At 55.9% G+C, this 13,856-nt stretch carries 11 protein-coding genes; 3 read left to right on the forward strand and 8 right to left on the reverse strand.

Annotation, left to right across the window (positions count from 1 at the left end):
* Window positions 1–30 precede the first annotated feature (30 nt).
* Window positions 31–1,761: a hypothetical protein gene (locus A3H92_06625; GenBank protein OHC75280.1), complete on the forward strand. Its 1,731-nt coding sequence runs from the start codon at window positions 31–33 to the stop codon at window positions 1,759–1,761.
* Window positions 1,758–2,825 carry a hypothetical protein gene (locus A3H92_06630; GenBank protein ID OHC75281.1) on the forward strand — a complete coding sequence of 356 codons (1,068 nt, stop codon included), beginning with the start codon at window positions 1,758–1,760 and terminating at the stop codon, window positions 2,823–2,825. The genes A3H92_06625 and A3H92_06630 overlap by 4 nt, the downstream gene beginning before the upstream one ends.
* Here the strand turns inward: A3H92_06630 and A3H92_06635 are convergent.
* Genes A3H92_06635 through A3H92_06650 form a run of 4 tightly spaced genes read right to left on the reverse strand, consistent with a single transcriptional unit; the run spans window position 2,819 to window position 8,227 of the window.
* Window positions 2,819–4,363, reverse strand: coding sequence for a hypothetical protein (locus A3H92_06635; GenBank protein OHC75282.1), 1,545 nt, complete (start codon window positions 4,361–4,363; stop codon window positions 2,819–2,821). The two genes, A3H92_06630 and A3H92_06635, sit on opposite strands and share 7 nt — an antisense overlap.
* Window positions 4,364–4,418: 55 nt before the next feature.
* Window positions 4,419–5,972: a hypothetical protein gene (locus tag A3H92_06640; protein ID OHC75283.1), complete on the reverse strand. Its 1,554-nt coding sequence runs from the start codon at window positions 5,970–5,972 to the stop codon at window positions 4,419–4,421.
* Window positions 5,973–5,988: 16 nt separating this feature from the next.
* Window positions 5,989–6,882 carry a hypothetical protein gene (locus tag A3H92_06645; protein ID OHC75284.1) on the reverse strand — a complete coding sequence of 298 codons (894 nt, stop codon included), beginning with the start codon at window positions 6,880–6,882 and terminating at the stop codon, window positions 5,989–5,991.
* Window positions 6,883–6,907: 25 nt separating this feature from the next.
* Window positions 6,908–8,227: a hypothetical protein gene (locus A3H92_06650; GenBank protein ID OHC75285.1), complete on the reverse strand. Its 1,320-nt coding sequence runs from the start codon at window positions 8,225–8,227 to the stop codon at window positions 6,908–6,910.
* A 252-nt stretch (window positions 8,228–8,479) separates the two neighbouring features.
* On the opposite strand from A3H92_06650, the gene A3H92_06655 reads away from it, so the two are divergent.
* Complete coding sequence (locus tag A3H92_06655; protein OHC75286.1) at window positions 8,480–9,505, forward strand: hypothetical protein; 1,026 nt, start codon at window positions 8,480–8,482, stop codon at window positions 9,503–9,505.
* Between the two features lie 194 nt (window positions 9,506–9,699).
* Here A3H92_06655 and A3H92_06660 read toward each other — a convergent pair whose 3' ends face one another.
* From A3H92_06660 to A3H92_06675, 4 genes are read right to left on the reverse strand one after another with little or no spacing between them, the layout of a single operon-like run.
* Entirely contained in the window at window positions 9,700–10,473 is a 774-nt protein-coding gene (locus tag A3H92_06660; GenBank protein ID OHC75287.1) for a hypothetical protein, read from the reverse strand.
* A gap of 20 nt (window positions 10,474–10,493) precedes the next feature.
* Complete coding sequence (locus A3H92_06665) at window positions 10,494–10,739, reverse strand: hypothetical protein (protein ID OHC75288.1); 246 nt, start codon at window positions 10,737–10,739, stop codon at window positions 10,494–10,496.
* Window positions 10,724–12,043: a hypothetical protein gene (locus A3H92_06670; GenBank protein OHC75289.1), complete on the reverse strand. Its 1,320-nt coding sequence runs from the start codon at window positions 12,041–12,043 to the stop codon at window positions 10,724–10,726. Before A3H92_06670 ends, A3H92_06665 begins: the two co-directional genes overlap by 16 nt.
* Window positions 12,044–12,056: 13 nt before the next feature.
* A complete protein-coding gene (locus A3H92_06675; GenBank protein OHC75290.1) occupies window positions 12,057–13,814 on the reverse strand; it encodes a hypothetical protein in 1,758 nt (585 codons plus the stop codon).
* Window positions 13,815–13,856 lie beyond the last annotated feature (42 nt).

The raw sequence follows: 13,856 nt of genomic DNA on the forward strand, positions 1-13,856 counted from the left end.
TAGGGCCAACCATCTCAAGGGGCCGTTTGCATGATTGTCATCGGCATTCACAATACCGGGATTCAGAGCGCGGCCGCCGTCGCCGTTGATGGTGAAATCAGTTTTGCCGTTATGGAAGAGCGTCTCGACCGGCGTAAATACTCGAAGTATTTTCCGCGTCTCGGTCTTGAATCCTGTCTCGCCCATGTGGGCGCAAAGTTGTCCGATGTCGATTGCTTCGCCATAGGATGGAACCCCGGCATCAATATCGGCGCACGCTATCGCGCCGGCTTCTCGGAATGGCCTGCCTATGCGGGAGAGCGTCTCTACAGCAATCCGAATCATATTTTACCCATGCTGGACGATCCGCCGCTGAGGGCTACGGATCAGATTTTTCACTGGGAAAGCGGCGGCAGGACAACCTTCACCTATACGAATCACCATCTTGCGCACATTGCTTTAAGCTACTACCCGTCGGGGTTCGACCATGCGGCGATTCTGATCAGCGACGGATACGGCGAACGCGCCACGACGGTCTGGGCCGAGGCGCGCGGCGGCGAAATTCGCATACTGCGCTCATATGATTTTCCGCAATCGCTGGGTTCTTTCTATTCGTCCGTCACCGAGCATCTCGGCTATCGGCCCGATTGCGATGAATGGAAAGTCATGGGGGCGTCGGCGCTCGGCGATCCGGGCAATTACATGTCCGCCATGCAGCGCCTCCTGCGGATGACCGATGACGGCGGCTTCCGGCTTGATCTTGACTATTTTGATCATTTTAATTTTGACACGGCAGGTATGTTTTCACGTCGTGTCGATGAAATTCTCGGTATGCCGCGCAGGCGTGACGAGCCGCTCACTCAACGTCATTACGATATTGCGGCAGCCGCGCAGCGGCGGCTCGAAGATGTTCTGTCGGCGAGCGTTAAGTGGCTTAAGGATCAGACCGAGGCGCCTGATCTGTGCCTCGGCGGGGGAGTGATGATGAATTCCGTGTTCAACGGGCGCGTTACGCTGGAAGGGCCGTTTTGCAACGTGTTCGTGCCTTTTGCTCCCGATGATTCCGGAAATGCCCTCGGCGCCGCGTTATGGGCAAGCGGCCGCCATGGCGGCAGTAGCGTCAATCTCCGTCGTCCGCTCTCGCCCTGTCTGGGCAAGTCTTACGGCAACGCGGAAATCATCGACATATTGAAGCGTTACGGACTGAACTTCAGGGAAGTTGCCGACCCCGCCGTTGAGGCGGCGGATTTGCTGATGGCCGGCAAGGTTGTCGGCTGGTTTCAGGGTCGCATGGAGTTCGGCCAGCGCGCCCTTGGTTCACGTTCGATTATTGCCGATCCGCGTCGCGCCGATATGAAGGATCGCATCAACGCGGCGGTAAAATACCGCGAAGCCTTCCGCCCGTTCGCTCCCGCCGTTCTGGCCGAGAATGTCGCGGAGTATTTCGACTGTCCGGCGACGGCGCGCGCGCCGTTCATGGAGAAGGTGTTTCCGGTGCGGGCCGAAAAACGCGCCGCCATTCCGGCAGTAGTCCATGCCGACGGCAGCGGACGCCTGCAAACGGTTTCGCGTGACGATCACCCGGAGTTTCATGCTCTGATATCGGAATTCTATCGCCGCAGCGGCGTCCCGGTCGTGCTCAACACTTCGTTCAACCTGAACGGCGAGCCGATAGTTGAGCATCCTACCGACGCCGTCCGCACCTTCTTCAGTTCGGGTATGGATGCGTTGGTGATCGGCAACGCCGTATTGACCAAGCGGCAGACGGCCGGCGGCGCATGAGCTTTCGCGTGCTCAGCCTCAATGACGAGGCGTACTGGACCCGCTGCATCGAGCGCATAGAGCGGAAGGATATTACCTTCCTGCCGCAGTATTTGCGGGTTTTCGAGGTCAATGGGGATGGTCGAGCCGAATGTTTTGTCTACGAGGATAGCGGCGACTTTGTCATCTACCCCTATATCCGGCGTGAATTGGTGAAGCTGCCGTTCGCACGGCGTGAATTCGCCGGCTATTATGACATTATCACCGCCCATGGTTACGCCGGTTTCCTTCATTCGCTTCCTCAGGATCGTGATCCGACTTCGCTCCTCGGCGGTTTCCGCCGCGCATTTGAGGCCTATGCCCAGGCGACCCATACGGTGTCGGAGTTTATTCGTTTTCATCCCAATCTACAGAACCAGCGCGGGGCCGAATCCCTGATGCACGAGGTAAAAATCCAGCGTAATAACATTTTCATTGATCTGACGCTGCCGACCGATGAACTGTTCCGCCAGTGCCGCGAGAGTTACCGGCAGGGCATCCGAAAGGCCAGGGAACAGGGATTAACGGTAGAGCGGGTTGACCCGTGGAATCACGTCGAGGAGTTCGCCAAGCTTTATCGCAGCACCATGCGCAGGCTCGGCCAGACCGGCTATCTGAACTTTCATCCGGAGTTCTTCGCTAATTTGGTGGCTCTCCTCAAGAACGATATCGAAATGTTTGTGGTGCGCGGCCCGAAGCGCCTTTCCGCCGCCGCAATTTTTCTTAAATACGGCTCGATGGTTGATTACTTTCTTGCCGGCAACCAGCTTATGCGCCGTACGAATTATGCCAATCACCTTTTGCTGCATGATGTCAGCATCTGGGCGAAGCAACAGGGCTATGCGTCATTCCATCTCGGCGGCGGACGCGATTCTTTGGTGTTTTTCAAGAGCGGATTTTCCGATGATTCCCGCCCATATTATACGGGCCGGCATATCCATGACCGTCCGGTCTATGACAGGCTTTGTGAAATCAGGCGCGACGCCGGCTATCCGCTTGATGATCAGGCCGCCGGATATTTCCCGCTCTACCGGGCCGGCTATTGATCAAGCGCTTTTCGGTAGAGCGAGATAAGGCGATGGATATGCGTGTCCATTCCGTTTTCGCTGTTGAAGCGGCGGATATTTTCCTGCGCTCCGATGCGGTCGAAAGCCCTGATTCGCGGGCCGGCGGTTGCGATATCCTGAGACAGCAGGCCGAAGCCGATGCCGTGGTGTTCGACAATCGAAGTCATGTATTCATATTCGGCGTTGACGATCACCGGAATGCCGGCTTCCGCATAAATGAACAGTTTTGTTCCGGTCGCAGATTTAAGCTGATGAACGGTGTTGCGGTTTTTGGAGATATCCATGTCGGTCAGGATAAGGCCGAAATCGTAAGCTGAAATGATCCCGGCCAGTTTGTCGGGGGCCTCTCCGGGCAGTATGCGGAAAAGCGGGAACTCCCGCGTCAGTTCGTGCAGCGCATCGATTCCGGAATCCTGGAGACTGCGGAACGGCGACATGAAGAGGTCGATGCCGAAGCCCTGCTCAAGAAGTTTCCGAAAAGCTTCGGCGTGATTTCGCTCGGGGAACAGGGATTCAGGATGCGCGTCGGTTTTCGGCACCAGCCCTCCGGCATAGACCATGCGGAGTATTCCGTCCTCGCCGGAAAGTTTGTCGTTGTTGTATGAAACATATTCCGGGCAGGGATACATCTGCATCTCAAGTTGCAGCGGTCCTGCGCCGTATAGTTCGGCAATCACCGGTTCGGGAAACCTGTGGACAACGGCGTCGGCATGTTGAAACAGCCATTTCTCGCAGGCGAGATCCATATCAATGATTATCGGAGGCCATACCGTGACTAATTCATCCCGCGCGGCATAGATCGAGGTGATATCGTAGAACTCGCAAATACATTTCGCGTTGCGCTTGCTCTCGCTGATCAGGCGGGCAATGTGGTATGATAACATCCAGCACTGTACATGAAATATGTCGGGTTCAAGCGCCATGATCGCGCGGCGCAAAAATTCCGGATTGCCGACATATTCAAGGATGTCGTCGAAGCAAAGACGGAACAGGCGGGCAAGATTGTCCGGAATGCCGCCGACCAGAACAAGAAAGACCTTGAAGCCGTTGCGGCGCAGGTAGAGCGCTTCTCTGGCGATCAACATAAAGGCGGTGTTGGCTACGAACACTATTGTTCCCGCCGAAGCCTTGAATGTGTGTGCGTCATTAACCGTTGCGGCGAATTGTTCGAGCCGCAGCCCCAAGTATCGTTGGGAGTATTTTTCGGCATAGGCGTCGTAGAAGCCTTTCATATTATACTCGGCGGCAAATGAGAGAAGATGTCGCGCAAAGGCGAGCACCGCCTGCGGGCGCTCCTTTATCTGTTCAAGCGTTTTGGCGACCTCAACGGCAATTTCAGGCGAAACGTGGCGCGAAAATTCGTCAACAAATAAGAGTACATTGTTGAGATTGAGCGGCGGGATCATGCCGGTTTCGGAAACGGCAACGGACGGCGTGACAATGCCGCCGTCGCAAACCCGAGACCATAACTGATATATCGCCTCGATATGCTGCTCGCTCAGTTTTGCATTCTGCATCTGCGCTGCTTCTACCAATGCTATTAATGATGATCAGATAATAAGCAGGGGATTGTCAACCGTGGCGATTCGGCGCCGCCTTTCGGTAGAGCGAGATAAGGCGATGGATATGCGTGTCCATTCCGTTTTCGCTGTTGAAGCGGCGGATGTTTTCCTGCGCTTCGGCGCGGTCGAAGGCCCTGATTCGCGGGCCGGCGGTTGCGATATCCTGAGACGGCAAGCCGAAGCCGATGCCGTGGCGCTCGACAATCGAAGTCATGTATTCATATTCGGCGTTGACGATCACCGGGATGCCGGCTTCCGCATAAATGAACAGTTTTGTTCCGGCCGCAGATTTAAGCTGATGAACGGTGTTCCGGTTTTTGGAGATATCCATGTCGGTCAGGATAAGGCCGAAATCATAAGCTGAAATAATCCCGGCCAGTTTGTCGGGGGCCTCTCCCGGCAGCATGCGGAAAAGCGGAAACTCCCGCGTCAGTTCGTGCAGCGCATCAAGTCCGGATTCCTGGAGACTGCGGAACGGCGACATGAAGATGTCGATGCCGAAGCCCTGCTCAAGAAGTTTCCTGAATGCTTCGGCGTGATTCCGCTCGGGGAACAGAGATTCAGGATGCGCGTCGGTTTTCGGCACCAGCCCTCCGGCGTAGACCATGCGGAGTATTCCGTCCTCGCTTGAAAGTTTCTCATTGTTGTATGAAACATATTCCGGGCAGGGATACATCTGCATCTCAAGTTGCAGCGGCTCTGCGCCGTAGAGTTCGGCAATCACCGGTTCGGGAAACCTGTGGACAATGGCGTCGGCGTGTTGAAACAGCCATTTCTCGCAGGCGATATCCAAGTCAACGATTTTAGGAGACCATACCGCAGCCAATTCATTTCGTGCGGCATAGATCGAGGTGATGTCGTAGAACTCGCAAACACATTTCGCGTTGCGCTTGCTCTCACAGATCATGCGGGCGACGTGGTACGACCACATCCAGCACTGTACATGAAATATGTCGGGTTCAAGCGCCATGATCGCGCGGCGCAGAAATTCCGGATTGCCGACATATTCAAGGATGTCATCAAAACAGATGCGAAACAGACGCGCAAGATTGTCCGGAATGCCGCCGACCAGAACAAGAAAGACCTTGAAGCCGTTGCGGCGCAGGTAGAGCGCCTCTCTGGCGATCAACATAAAGGCGGTGTTGGCCACGAACACGATTGTTCCCGCCGAAGCCTTGAGCGCGTGCGCGTCATTGACCGTTGCGGCGAATTGCTCAAGCCGCAGCGCCAGATATCGTTGGTAGTATTTATCGGTGTAGGCATCGTAAAATGCCGTCATATTATGCTCGGCGGCAAATGCGAGAATATATCGCGCAATATCGATCACCGTCTGCGGATTTGTCGTTGCCTGCTTAAGCGCCCCGGCAACTTTGATGGCGATCTCAGGCGGCGCATGGCGCGAAAATTCGTCGGCAATCAGTATTGCATGGTTGAGGTTGGCAAGCGGCGGAATCGTGCCGGCCTTGGCGATGGCGGCGGAGTGCGTGACAACGCCGGTGCGGCTTTTAGACAGCGACTGATACAGCGCCTCGATCTCTTGCCCGGTCAGGGGTGCGTTCTGCATTTATGTTGTTTCTAATTCATGCGGCCAATCGGACAAAGGCTGAATAGGCGAAATCGTTTTTGACGACGGCTTCCTGTATCTCCTTGGGCAGAGCCGTAAAGTCCGGGTCCGTCGTTCCGGAGAACACGGGCGGCAGTTGCCCGTTCCGGCCTGTTTCATCGAGAAACGGCGCGGCAAACTCGGCATAGCAGGTCAGCTTGCGGGAGAGGACATTGACGGCGCGGTTGTTGTTCTGGAGCAGCATGCCGTTGCGCATGTACATGAGCGCCGCCTTTCCCTCCTGATTGCCGCCGATTTCGGTGAAAGGGTCATAGGGTTCACGATGGATGATGTGTTTTAACGAAATGCAATCGCCGTGCGGGAAATAATTGTCGTCAAATACCGCCTGGGTGAAGCCGAAGTAGTTCAGGTGCGCAAGGCGGTCCATGTGGTTGTTATGATCATCGACGAACACCAATACCTTGTCGCGTTCGATGCCGTCAAATTCCGAAAAATCCTGATAGCGCAAATCGATACTCGAATAAGTGACATTGCTGCGCGTCGAAATATAGATGCGTTGTTTCATGGCCGGGTCCAATGAAATGACCCTCGCTTCCGGCAGCAGATTTTCTATCATCCATGTGCTCAGTCCCCGATATATCCCGCTCTCGACCACGGCAGCCGGTTTGATTTCACTGAGAAAATTCCACAAGGCGAAAGCGTGCCAGAAACCCATTCCGCCGGTATTGTCCGGGATCGGAACGCCGCGAAAGAAGGCGATGAATTCAGGCAGCAACAGCTTGAGATTGGCAGGCTTGAACCGCTCGGCCAGCGTTGCGTCGTGGAGCCGGGCGTAGAAGGCTCCCGCAACATCGGGGTTCGGTCCTTCGATTTGGCCATAACGCATCTGAAGCCACGGCAGCACGTCCATTGTCGTCTCCTTTTGATAACGCCTGTCAGTCGAGATTATTGTCGCGCAGCGCACAAACGACCGTCGGATTTCGTATCAAATTTCCTGCGGTGAGTTCCAGTCGATTAAGTTCAAGGCCTTTGATCATCTGTAAACTTCCGTCAAATTCGCTGAAAATGCGGTTGATTCCTGAAGTTCTCGACGGCGCGTAGTAATTGAGCGCGCCGGCGCCGAATTGGCGCATCAGCATAGCGGCAATATCCATACGACCATTAAAATTTATGATCACGACATGTCGGGTTTGCCCGGCGCCTATGTCGCGGACAAGGTCCGCTATGCCTGAAAGATGAGCCCCATTAATGGAGAAGCCGACGGACGGAGTGCTTTGCTCCACGTCAACCAGCAGTTTGGCCTTGGTCAACGGGCGCACCCTGAACAGTTCCACCAACAGGTCCATTGTTGTGATAATCGCCGTATCCGTCCGGTCTATCATCTCGATTGTCGTTCTGGTCGCCGTCTCAAATCCGGCGACCAAGGTCTTGAGGACTATGGCCGTTTTTTGTCGCGACTTTTCGATAAGATCGGCGGCGTCAAGCCTGAACGACACGGCGTCGCTCCGACGGAAGAACATGAATCTAAGCTCATGGAACGGCGCAATCTCGGGGAAAAGCACGGGAACGCTTTCGATCATCTTAAAGCCGTGCCGCGCACAAAGTATCTCAAGGTTGGATTGGTTGAAATAGTTGAACAGCGTGTCGCCGCGCAACATGTCTTCAATGCACATAGTGTGGCCGTCAACGCCGTTATCAATGGCGTCCATGATCTTCCCGCAGATCGCGATCATCAGGATGCCGCCATCTCTCAGCGTTGCATGGGCGGCGGCAAGGGCCAATGCCGGGGTCGGCGTACAGTATAAACTGTTCATGAACACCAGGCCGTCGAAATTGCGTTCCGGCTTATAGTCTTCCAGGATGCCGCAGAGGATGCGATCCCTGGAGAAAAGTTCCCGCCCGATTTCGACGGCGAGCGGATCGGGTTCGATTGTCGTAAACTCGTAATCGGTGAACGCTGTCGGCGGCCCGGCCGAGCCGACATCAAGCCAGCGCGGATATTCCGATGCCGGGAAACGCTTGAGCAACTCAACGCGCATGGTTTCATAATGTAATTTTTGCAGGTTGGCATGGGTGATTATGCTGTTCTGCGAAGCTTTCGATTTGGTCATCTGGTCGTAATATGATTTGCCGTAATCTGTCATGTCATCGCGGGTAGCGACCGGCAGGCGTCGAATCAGGCCGCAACCTTTGCAGATGCAGAAATGGCCCGGAACGAATCGAAACGCATCGACTTGGTCCGGATGCGCAAACATGGGGAATATGGCACGATAGTCGGCGCCGCAGCATACGGGGCAAGCGTTCAATCCGGACTTCGGCATTATTGAATCCCCAATATTCAAAGGTTTTTATTTGCCGCGCAGCAATTGCGCCATAGGCTCATTTATGGGAAATTGCCCGTTGCGCTATATGACGGTCAGCAGGATATGCGCCTTTGCGGCCGGGCATCAAGCGTCGCGTGCGGGGAGAATCCATTCCGGCATGCTGATAGGAAAAGGATCACTGTGATGTTGCGGCCATTGCCGGTTCGCATTGACATAGACCTTTCGGCCAAATGCAATCTGCGTTGCCGTTTTTGCCACCTTAGCTACTTCACGCCCAAGGATCGGAACGTGCAGGTCGGCATAGAGGATTTCGAGAGATGCATAGTTCCGCTGCTGCCGCATCTGGAGACGATCACGCTTTTCAGCAAATATGAGGCGCTGACCTGCCGGGATTTCGTTTTGATTTATCGGCGTATTCGCGAACACGATGTCGAGACCTATTTTTCCACCAACGGCCTGCTGCTCAATGATGAGATTCTTGATCTGATCGTCGGCCATCTGCGCTATATCACCGTTTCGGTAACCGGGTTCAATCGTGAGCGCTATTTGCGTTTTATGCGTACGGACGCCTTTGACGCCGTCGAGGAAAAACTCGACAGGCTCAACCGCCTGAAGGCGGAGCGCAACACTCCCTATCCGCTCCTCCGCATTTCCACGGTCGGCATGCAGGACACGCTGGAAGACCTGTCGGAAGCCATCGACTTTGCCGAGCGACACAAGGCGGAGGAAGGCGTCCAGCTCACCTCGCTGTACGTCTTTGAAGAAAACATGCGCGCGCAACTGCCTCTGGCCGACATGCCGCGCTATAACCACCTGACGGATGCGGCGCTTGCCTACGCGGCAAAGCAGGGCGTGAAGCTGGTGTTGCAAAGCGGGTCGATGGAGGACAATGCCGGGGACACCGATGAAATCGGCCATAAGCATTGCAATCTGCCCTGGTTCGGGCTTTCAATCCAGCCTAACGGCGATGTCTATCCTTGCCCTGTTGCCTACAAGCCCGTGGGAAATTTTCATGAACAATCGGTCGAGGATATCTGGAACGGTGAAGCAATGGCCCGGTTCAGGGCGGGAGTGAATGACCCGGACAACATGAACGATGATTGCGTCAATTGCATCCACTGCCGTCATCATTCCATCGTCGATTCGGAAAAGAACGATTTTTCCGGGAAGAATGAATTTATCGGCGGCATGAGCCGCAATATAAAATAACGCTGACAGGGGTTCATGCCGGCGGGATTTGTATTAACCACAGATGCACGCGGATAAACGCGGATAGGAAGTTTTCACAGGACGAACTTTTCGAACTTTCTCAAAAAAACGCGGTTCTCAATTCATTGATTCACTTCGGTATTGGGTTGATATCCGTGTTTATCAGTGTTCATCCGTGGTTTTTTTATTTCTTATTACGCTTCGCCCTGTCTGACGATGCGCACGCCGAAAGGATCAGGGCGGTCGCCGGGCCGGCGCAGGCGACAAGGAATATCTCTTCCCCAGTTGCGGCGTCCTACCACCATGTAGGTTCCCGATATATGGTACAGGCTGAATTCGCCTTTTGCCGCCATTTCGTTCAGCCAGGGGAACACGCCGCGCTTGGCGCGGCCTTCACGGATATAGCCGGGGAAATCATAGAAATCGTGCCACAACAGGGTGGCGTCGGGCTTAATGATATCAAGCGCGATAAGGGTGTCGGTGCGAACGCCGTCATAGGTATGGTCGCCGTCAATATAGGCGAAATCTACCCGTCCCTTCAGATGGGCGAAGCCGGCGGCGGGTTCGTTCGGGCGCACCAGCATTTGCTTAACGCGATTGCGCCATGCGCTCGCCTTGTAGGCGGCGCCGACATCATCGTCGTCGCGCAGGATTTTTGCCGTATAGTCGCTGCGGGCCGCCGGGTCGAGGTCAACCGTATGTATTTCCGCATCGTCTCCGGCATTTGCCGCAAGCAACAGCGTTCCCGCGCCTTGGCCGGTGCCGAATTCGATCACGCATTTCGGCGCTATGTCATGCACGACGGCGGCAAGGATCAATTGTTCGTAAGCAAACAGCATGGGCAATTCGGTTGACGTAAAGTTCATCAGCGGCGCCGCCGATATGGCGAGGGTGGTTCCGGGCGCATTGAATCCCGGAAACAAATCCCGCGCCTCGGCGGTTGATATGAGGTTGCTGTCGTCCGCCATCGGGTTTCCCTTTGCTTTGCTCACCGCATGACATAGACAAAGGGCGAACGCTTGTCTTCAGCTTTCGACTCGCGTGCGACGCGCACCGCCAGTCGAACTACGGCCGGATAGCATAAAATGAGAAACAGGGCGGCGAACCAGGCCCGCTCATTCAGGCATTGCCTGATGATGCCGTTGATGTGCGCAGCCTGTCGGACATAAATGTTCAGGCCTGCCGCCGCCGGCGCGGTGTTCTGCTTTTGCGGTTCCGTCATGCGTTCATCCATTTTGGCAACAGGCTCTCTTCAATTCGCGCCGCAAGAATCTCGGCAATCCGCTTATGTCCGCCGGGCGAGGGATGCACGATATCCCAAAAACAGAATGCGTCTGATTCGAGCGGCTTGAAAGCCTCGTGAATATTAACAAAAACATCACGGTCATGCATCGGCAATTCCCGGTTCAGCAGTTCAAAGAGTAGAGGCATATTAACCCGGATTTCCTTGTCGGCGTTTGTCCATTTTGTCGGTATGCCGGTTTCAAGCCTATGCAGACCTGATTTAGAAAACAGCATGGGCTGTAACGCCCAAATGAACTTTGCGCCTGAAGCCTCGATCATTGCCCTGAATTGACGAACGCGGGCGACGTAAGCCCTGATATTGACGCCCGGCTGGTTGATGCCGCGCTTGATGTCGCCGCCGCCGGCATAGGCGCGCGGACGGTCGGAAGATTGATGCAGAATCTGCGCCCACTGTTCCTGTTCCTCCTGATAGACAACATCGTGCGCCACCAGGAACGGATCGCACATCTGGCCGTTCCAGAGATCATTTGTGCCGTCAAGCGTAATAACCAGATCGGGATTGACCCGATGGGCGTGCAGCATGTGGGTGATCATTTCATGGATGATGACATGGCCCGGCCCGGCGAGGTTGATGACGCTGAAACTCAGGTCGCCGCCCATCTCATTCATACGCGCATTCAGAATTTGCTCCAGCACGCCGGTCCAGACCTGATGCGGCAGGCAGCCCCAACCCCAGGCGGCGGAGCCGCCATAGCCGAGAATGACCTTGTGCGTGCGCGGACGGTCGGCGAGCGTTCGCAGATCATGCTCATGCCTGTGTCCGAAGGCATTAATCGGCCCCCATGAGACATCGCGGTAAAGGTAGCCGAACGGGAAATGAAAAAAAGCGGAGGCGCTCTCGGCGTCGCGCGGCCCCAGACGGTTGAATACATGGGCGTTAAGCTCCGGATCGTCAAACTCCGACAGCGCACGGTTGAGGGAGTGAATGCCGCCGGATTCATCGACCATGTAAATGCGGCAACCTGACGCGAATCTGAATGCTTTCAATTGAGGGGCGACGCCGAGGTGGATGAAGTAGACCTCGGCATGATCGGCAAGACCGTCAAATGTCAGGGGAGCCACCGGCGTTGACGATCCCAGCAGGCCTTGGCAGAGAGGAATGAGCGCCGGCGTTGCGAAACATTGCGCCGTAGATTCATTGCGACGGGCGAGATGAAGGAAAACCGATTCCAGCGGTTGCGGCAAACGCTCCGGGTCGAACGGGGCTATCGGCATGACGATGGCGGCGGTCATGGGCGTACGCTCATTACAGATCAAGCCCCTTGAACACGATGTGGCGGCCAAGCACTACCGCATCAAGACCACTGAAGGCAAAGGTCTTGAGAGCATCTGCGGGCGTATCAACTATGGGCTCGCCGCGAAGATTGAATGATGTGTTGAGCAGCACGGGCACGCCCGATCTTCGACCGAACGCATGAAGAAGAGCATGATAGAGGCGGTGGCTGTCCGATGACACCACCTGCACCCTGGCGGTCCCGTCGGCATGGGTTATGGCCGGGAGCAGATGACGCATTTCCTGACGCACCGGATGTACGGCCAGCATGAAATATTCCGGCGAAGCGGGATCAGTCACCTCGGGCATGTCGAAATAGCTTGTGGCGACTTCGACCGGCGTCACGGGGGCGAAGGGACGGAAAGGCTCGCGGAACTTGATGCTCTCATTCACTCGCCTCTGCATTTCCGTGCGCGTGGGGTCGGCCAGAATGCTGCGGCATCCCAGAGCGCGCGGCCCCCATTCCGCACGGCCCTGAAACCAGCCGATCACCGCGCCGCCGGCCAGTAAATCGGCGACGCGATTGACCAGCGCATCGTCGTCATGGGCCGTTTCAACCTTCAAGAAGCCGCTTGCGGCGATGGCGGCCTTGATTTCCTGTTCGGATGCGGCGCGTCCCAAATATGCGCAGGTAAGCGGCGCGGTTCGCGCCCCGCCCGTCGTCTTATGGTGGCAGAGAAGCGCAGCGCCTACCGCTCCGCCCGCATCGCCGGCCGCCGGGTGGACATAGAGCGGATAGCCGCATTCACGAATGAGCCGGCCGTTGGCAAGAGAGTTGAGGGCGACGCCGCCCGCCATGCACAGGTTGCGTATGCCGGTGCGCTCAACCGCCTTGGCCGCCATGTGCATGATCACATTCTCGGCGGCCTTCTGGATGCTGGCGGCGATATCGGCATAGCGGCGACTGAGCGACAAGACGTTATCATCAATGCCGGGGCCGGGCTGAACGGCGAACATGCTCTCCGCCTGGCGCGCAGGACCGAAGCGCTCGATCAGTTCCTGCCGGTAGGGCAGGTCTTTCGGGCAGAGGAACTCAAAGCAGGTTTGGTCGATCCTGAAGCCGCCGTCCGGTTTCAATGTAATAAGGCGCATGACATCATCAAGAAAACGCGGCTGCCCGAACCCGGCCATGCCCATGACCTTGTATTCGCCCTCGTTCACCTCAAAGCCGAGAAACGCGGTGAAGGCGCTGTAAAGAAGGCCGAGTGAATGAGGCAGTTCAATCGATGTCAGCCGTTTCAGTTCGGCGCCTTTGCCGATGCTGACGCCGGCGGTTTCGTTCTCTCCGACGCCGTCAATAGTCAAAACCGTAGCCTCATTGAACGGTGAGCAAAAGAAGGCCGAAGCGGCATGGGATTCATGGTGGTAATACGAGATGATGCGTGAGGGCGCGACAGGAACGGCATCTGCAATGCGCCGCCTTACGTCGAACTTTTCTTCCCGCAGCCACGAGGCCAGCGTATCTTGAAGGTAGGCGCGATCCCGCCGGATTGATGAGCGCACAATGCGGTCGAATTTCAGCGCGGTCTTTTCGTAGAACGCGACATAGTCGATCTGGGATGAAGCCAGCCCGGCTTCCGAAAGGCAGAATTCAATCGATTTTACGGGCAACGAGGCGTCGTGCTTTCGGCGGGTGAAGCGCTCCTCCTGCCCGGCGACCACCAGCGCTCCATCAACCAGAAGCGCCGCCGCCGCGTCGTGATAGTCGAAGGAGAGGCCCAAAATCCGCATAGTTATATTTCAATCTTGAATCCCATTGTTCAGTAGGCCGTT

It is taken from the genome of Rhodospirillales bacterium RIFCSPLOWO2_02_FULL_58_16 (assembly GCA_001830425.1).
Lineage (GTDB): Bacteria > Pseudomonadota > Alphaproteobacteria > Rhodospirillales > 2-02-FULL-58-16 > 2-02-FULL-58-16.

What these genes read in the sequence shown, in the direction of transcription:
- A3H92_06625 (OHC75280.1), top strand. Translation starts at nt 31, where the DNA reads ATGATTGTCATCGGCATTCACAATACCGGGATTCAGAGCGCGGCCGCC.
- A3H92_06675 (OHC75290.1), bottom strand. Translation starts at nt 13,814, where the DNA reads ATGCGGATTTTGGGCCTCTCCTTCGACTATCACGACGCGGCGGCGGCG.
- A3H92_06670 (OHC75289.1), bottom strand. Translation starts at nt 12,043, where the DNA reads ATGACCGCCGCCATCGTCATGCCGATAGCCCCGTTCGACCCGGAGCGT.
- A3H92_06630 (OHC75281.1), top strand. Translation starts at nt 1,758, where the DNA reads ATGAGCTTTCGCGTGCTCAGCCTCAATGACGAGGCGTACTGGACCCGC.
- A3H92_06640 (OHC75283.1), bottom strand. Translation starts at nt 5,972, where the DNA reads ATGCAGAACGCACCCCTGACCGGGCAAGAGATCGAGGCGCTGTATCAG.
- A3H92_06655 (OHC75286.1), top strand. Translation starts at nt 8,480, where the DNA reads ATGTTGCGGCCATTGCCGGTTCGCATTGACATAGACCTTTCGGCCAAA.
- A3H92_06660 (OHC75287.1), bottom strand. Translation starts at nt 10,473, where the DNA reads ATGGCGGACGACAGCAACCTCATATCAACCGCCGAGGCGCGGGATTTG.
- A3H92_06665 (OHC75288.1), bottom strand. Translation starts at nt 10,739, where the DNA reads ATGGATGAACGCATGACGGAACCGCAAAAGCAGAACACCGCGCCGGCG.
- A3H92_06645 (OHC75284.1), bottom strand. Translation starts at nt 6,882, where the DNA reads ATGGACGTGCTGCCGTGGCTTCAGATGCGTTATGGCCAAATCGAAGGA.
- A3H92_06635 (OHC75282.1), bottom strand. Translation starts at nt 4,363, where the DNA reads ATGCAGAATGCAAAACTGAGCGAGCAGCATATCGAGGCGATATATCAG.
- A3H92_06650 (OHC75285.1), bottom strand. Translation starts at nt 8,227, where the DNA reads ATGTTTGCGCATCCGGACCAAGTCGATGCGTTTCGATTCGTTCCGGGC.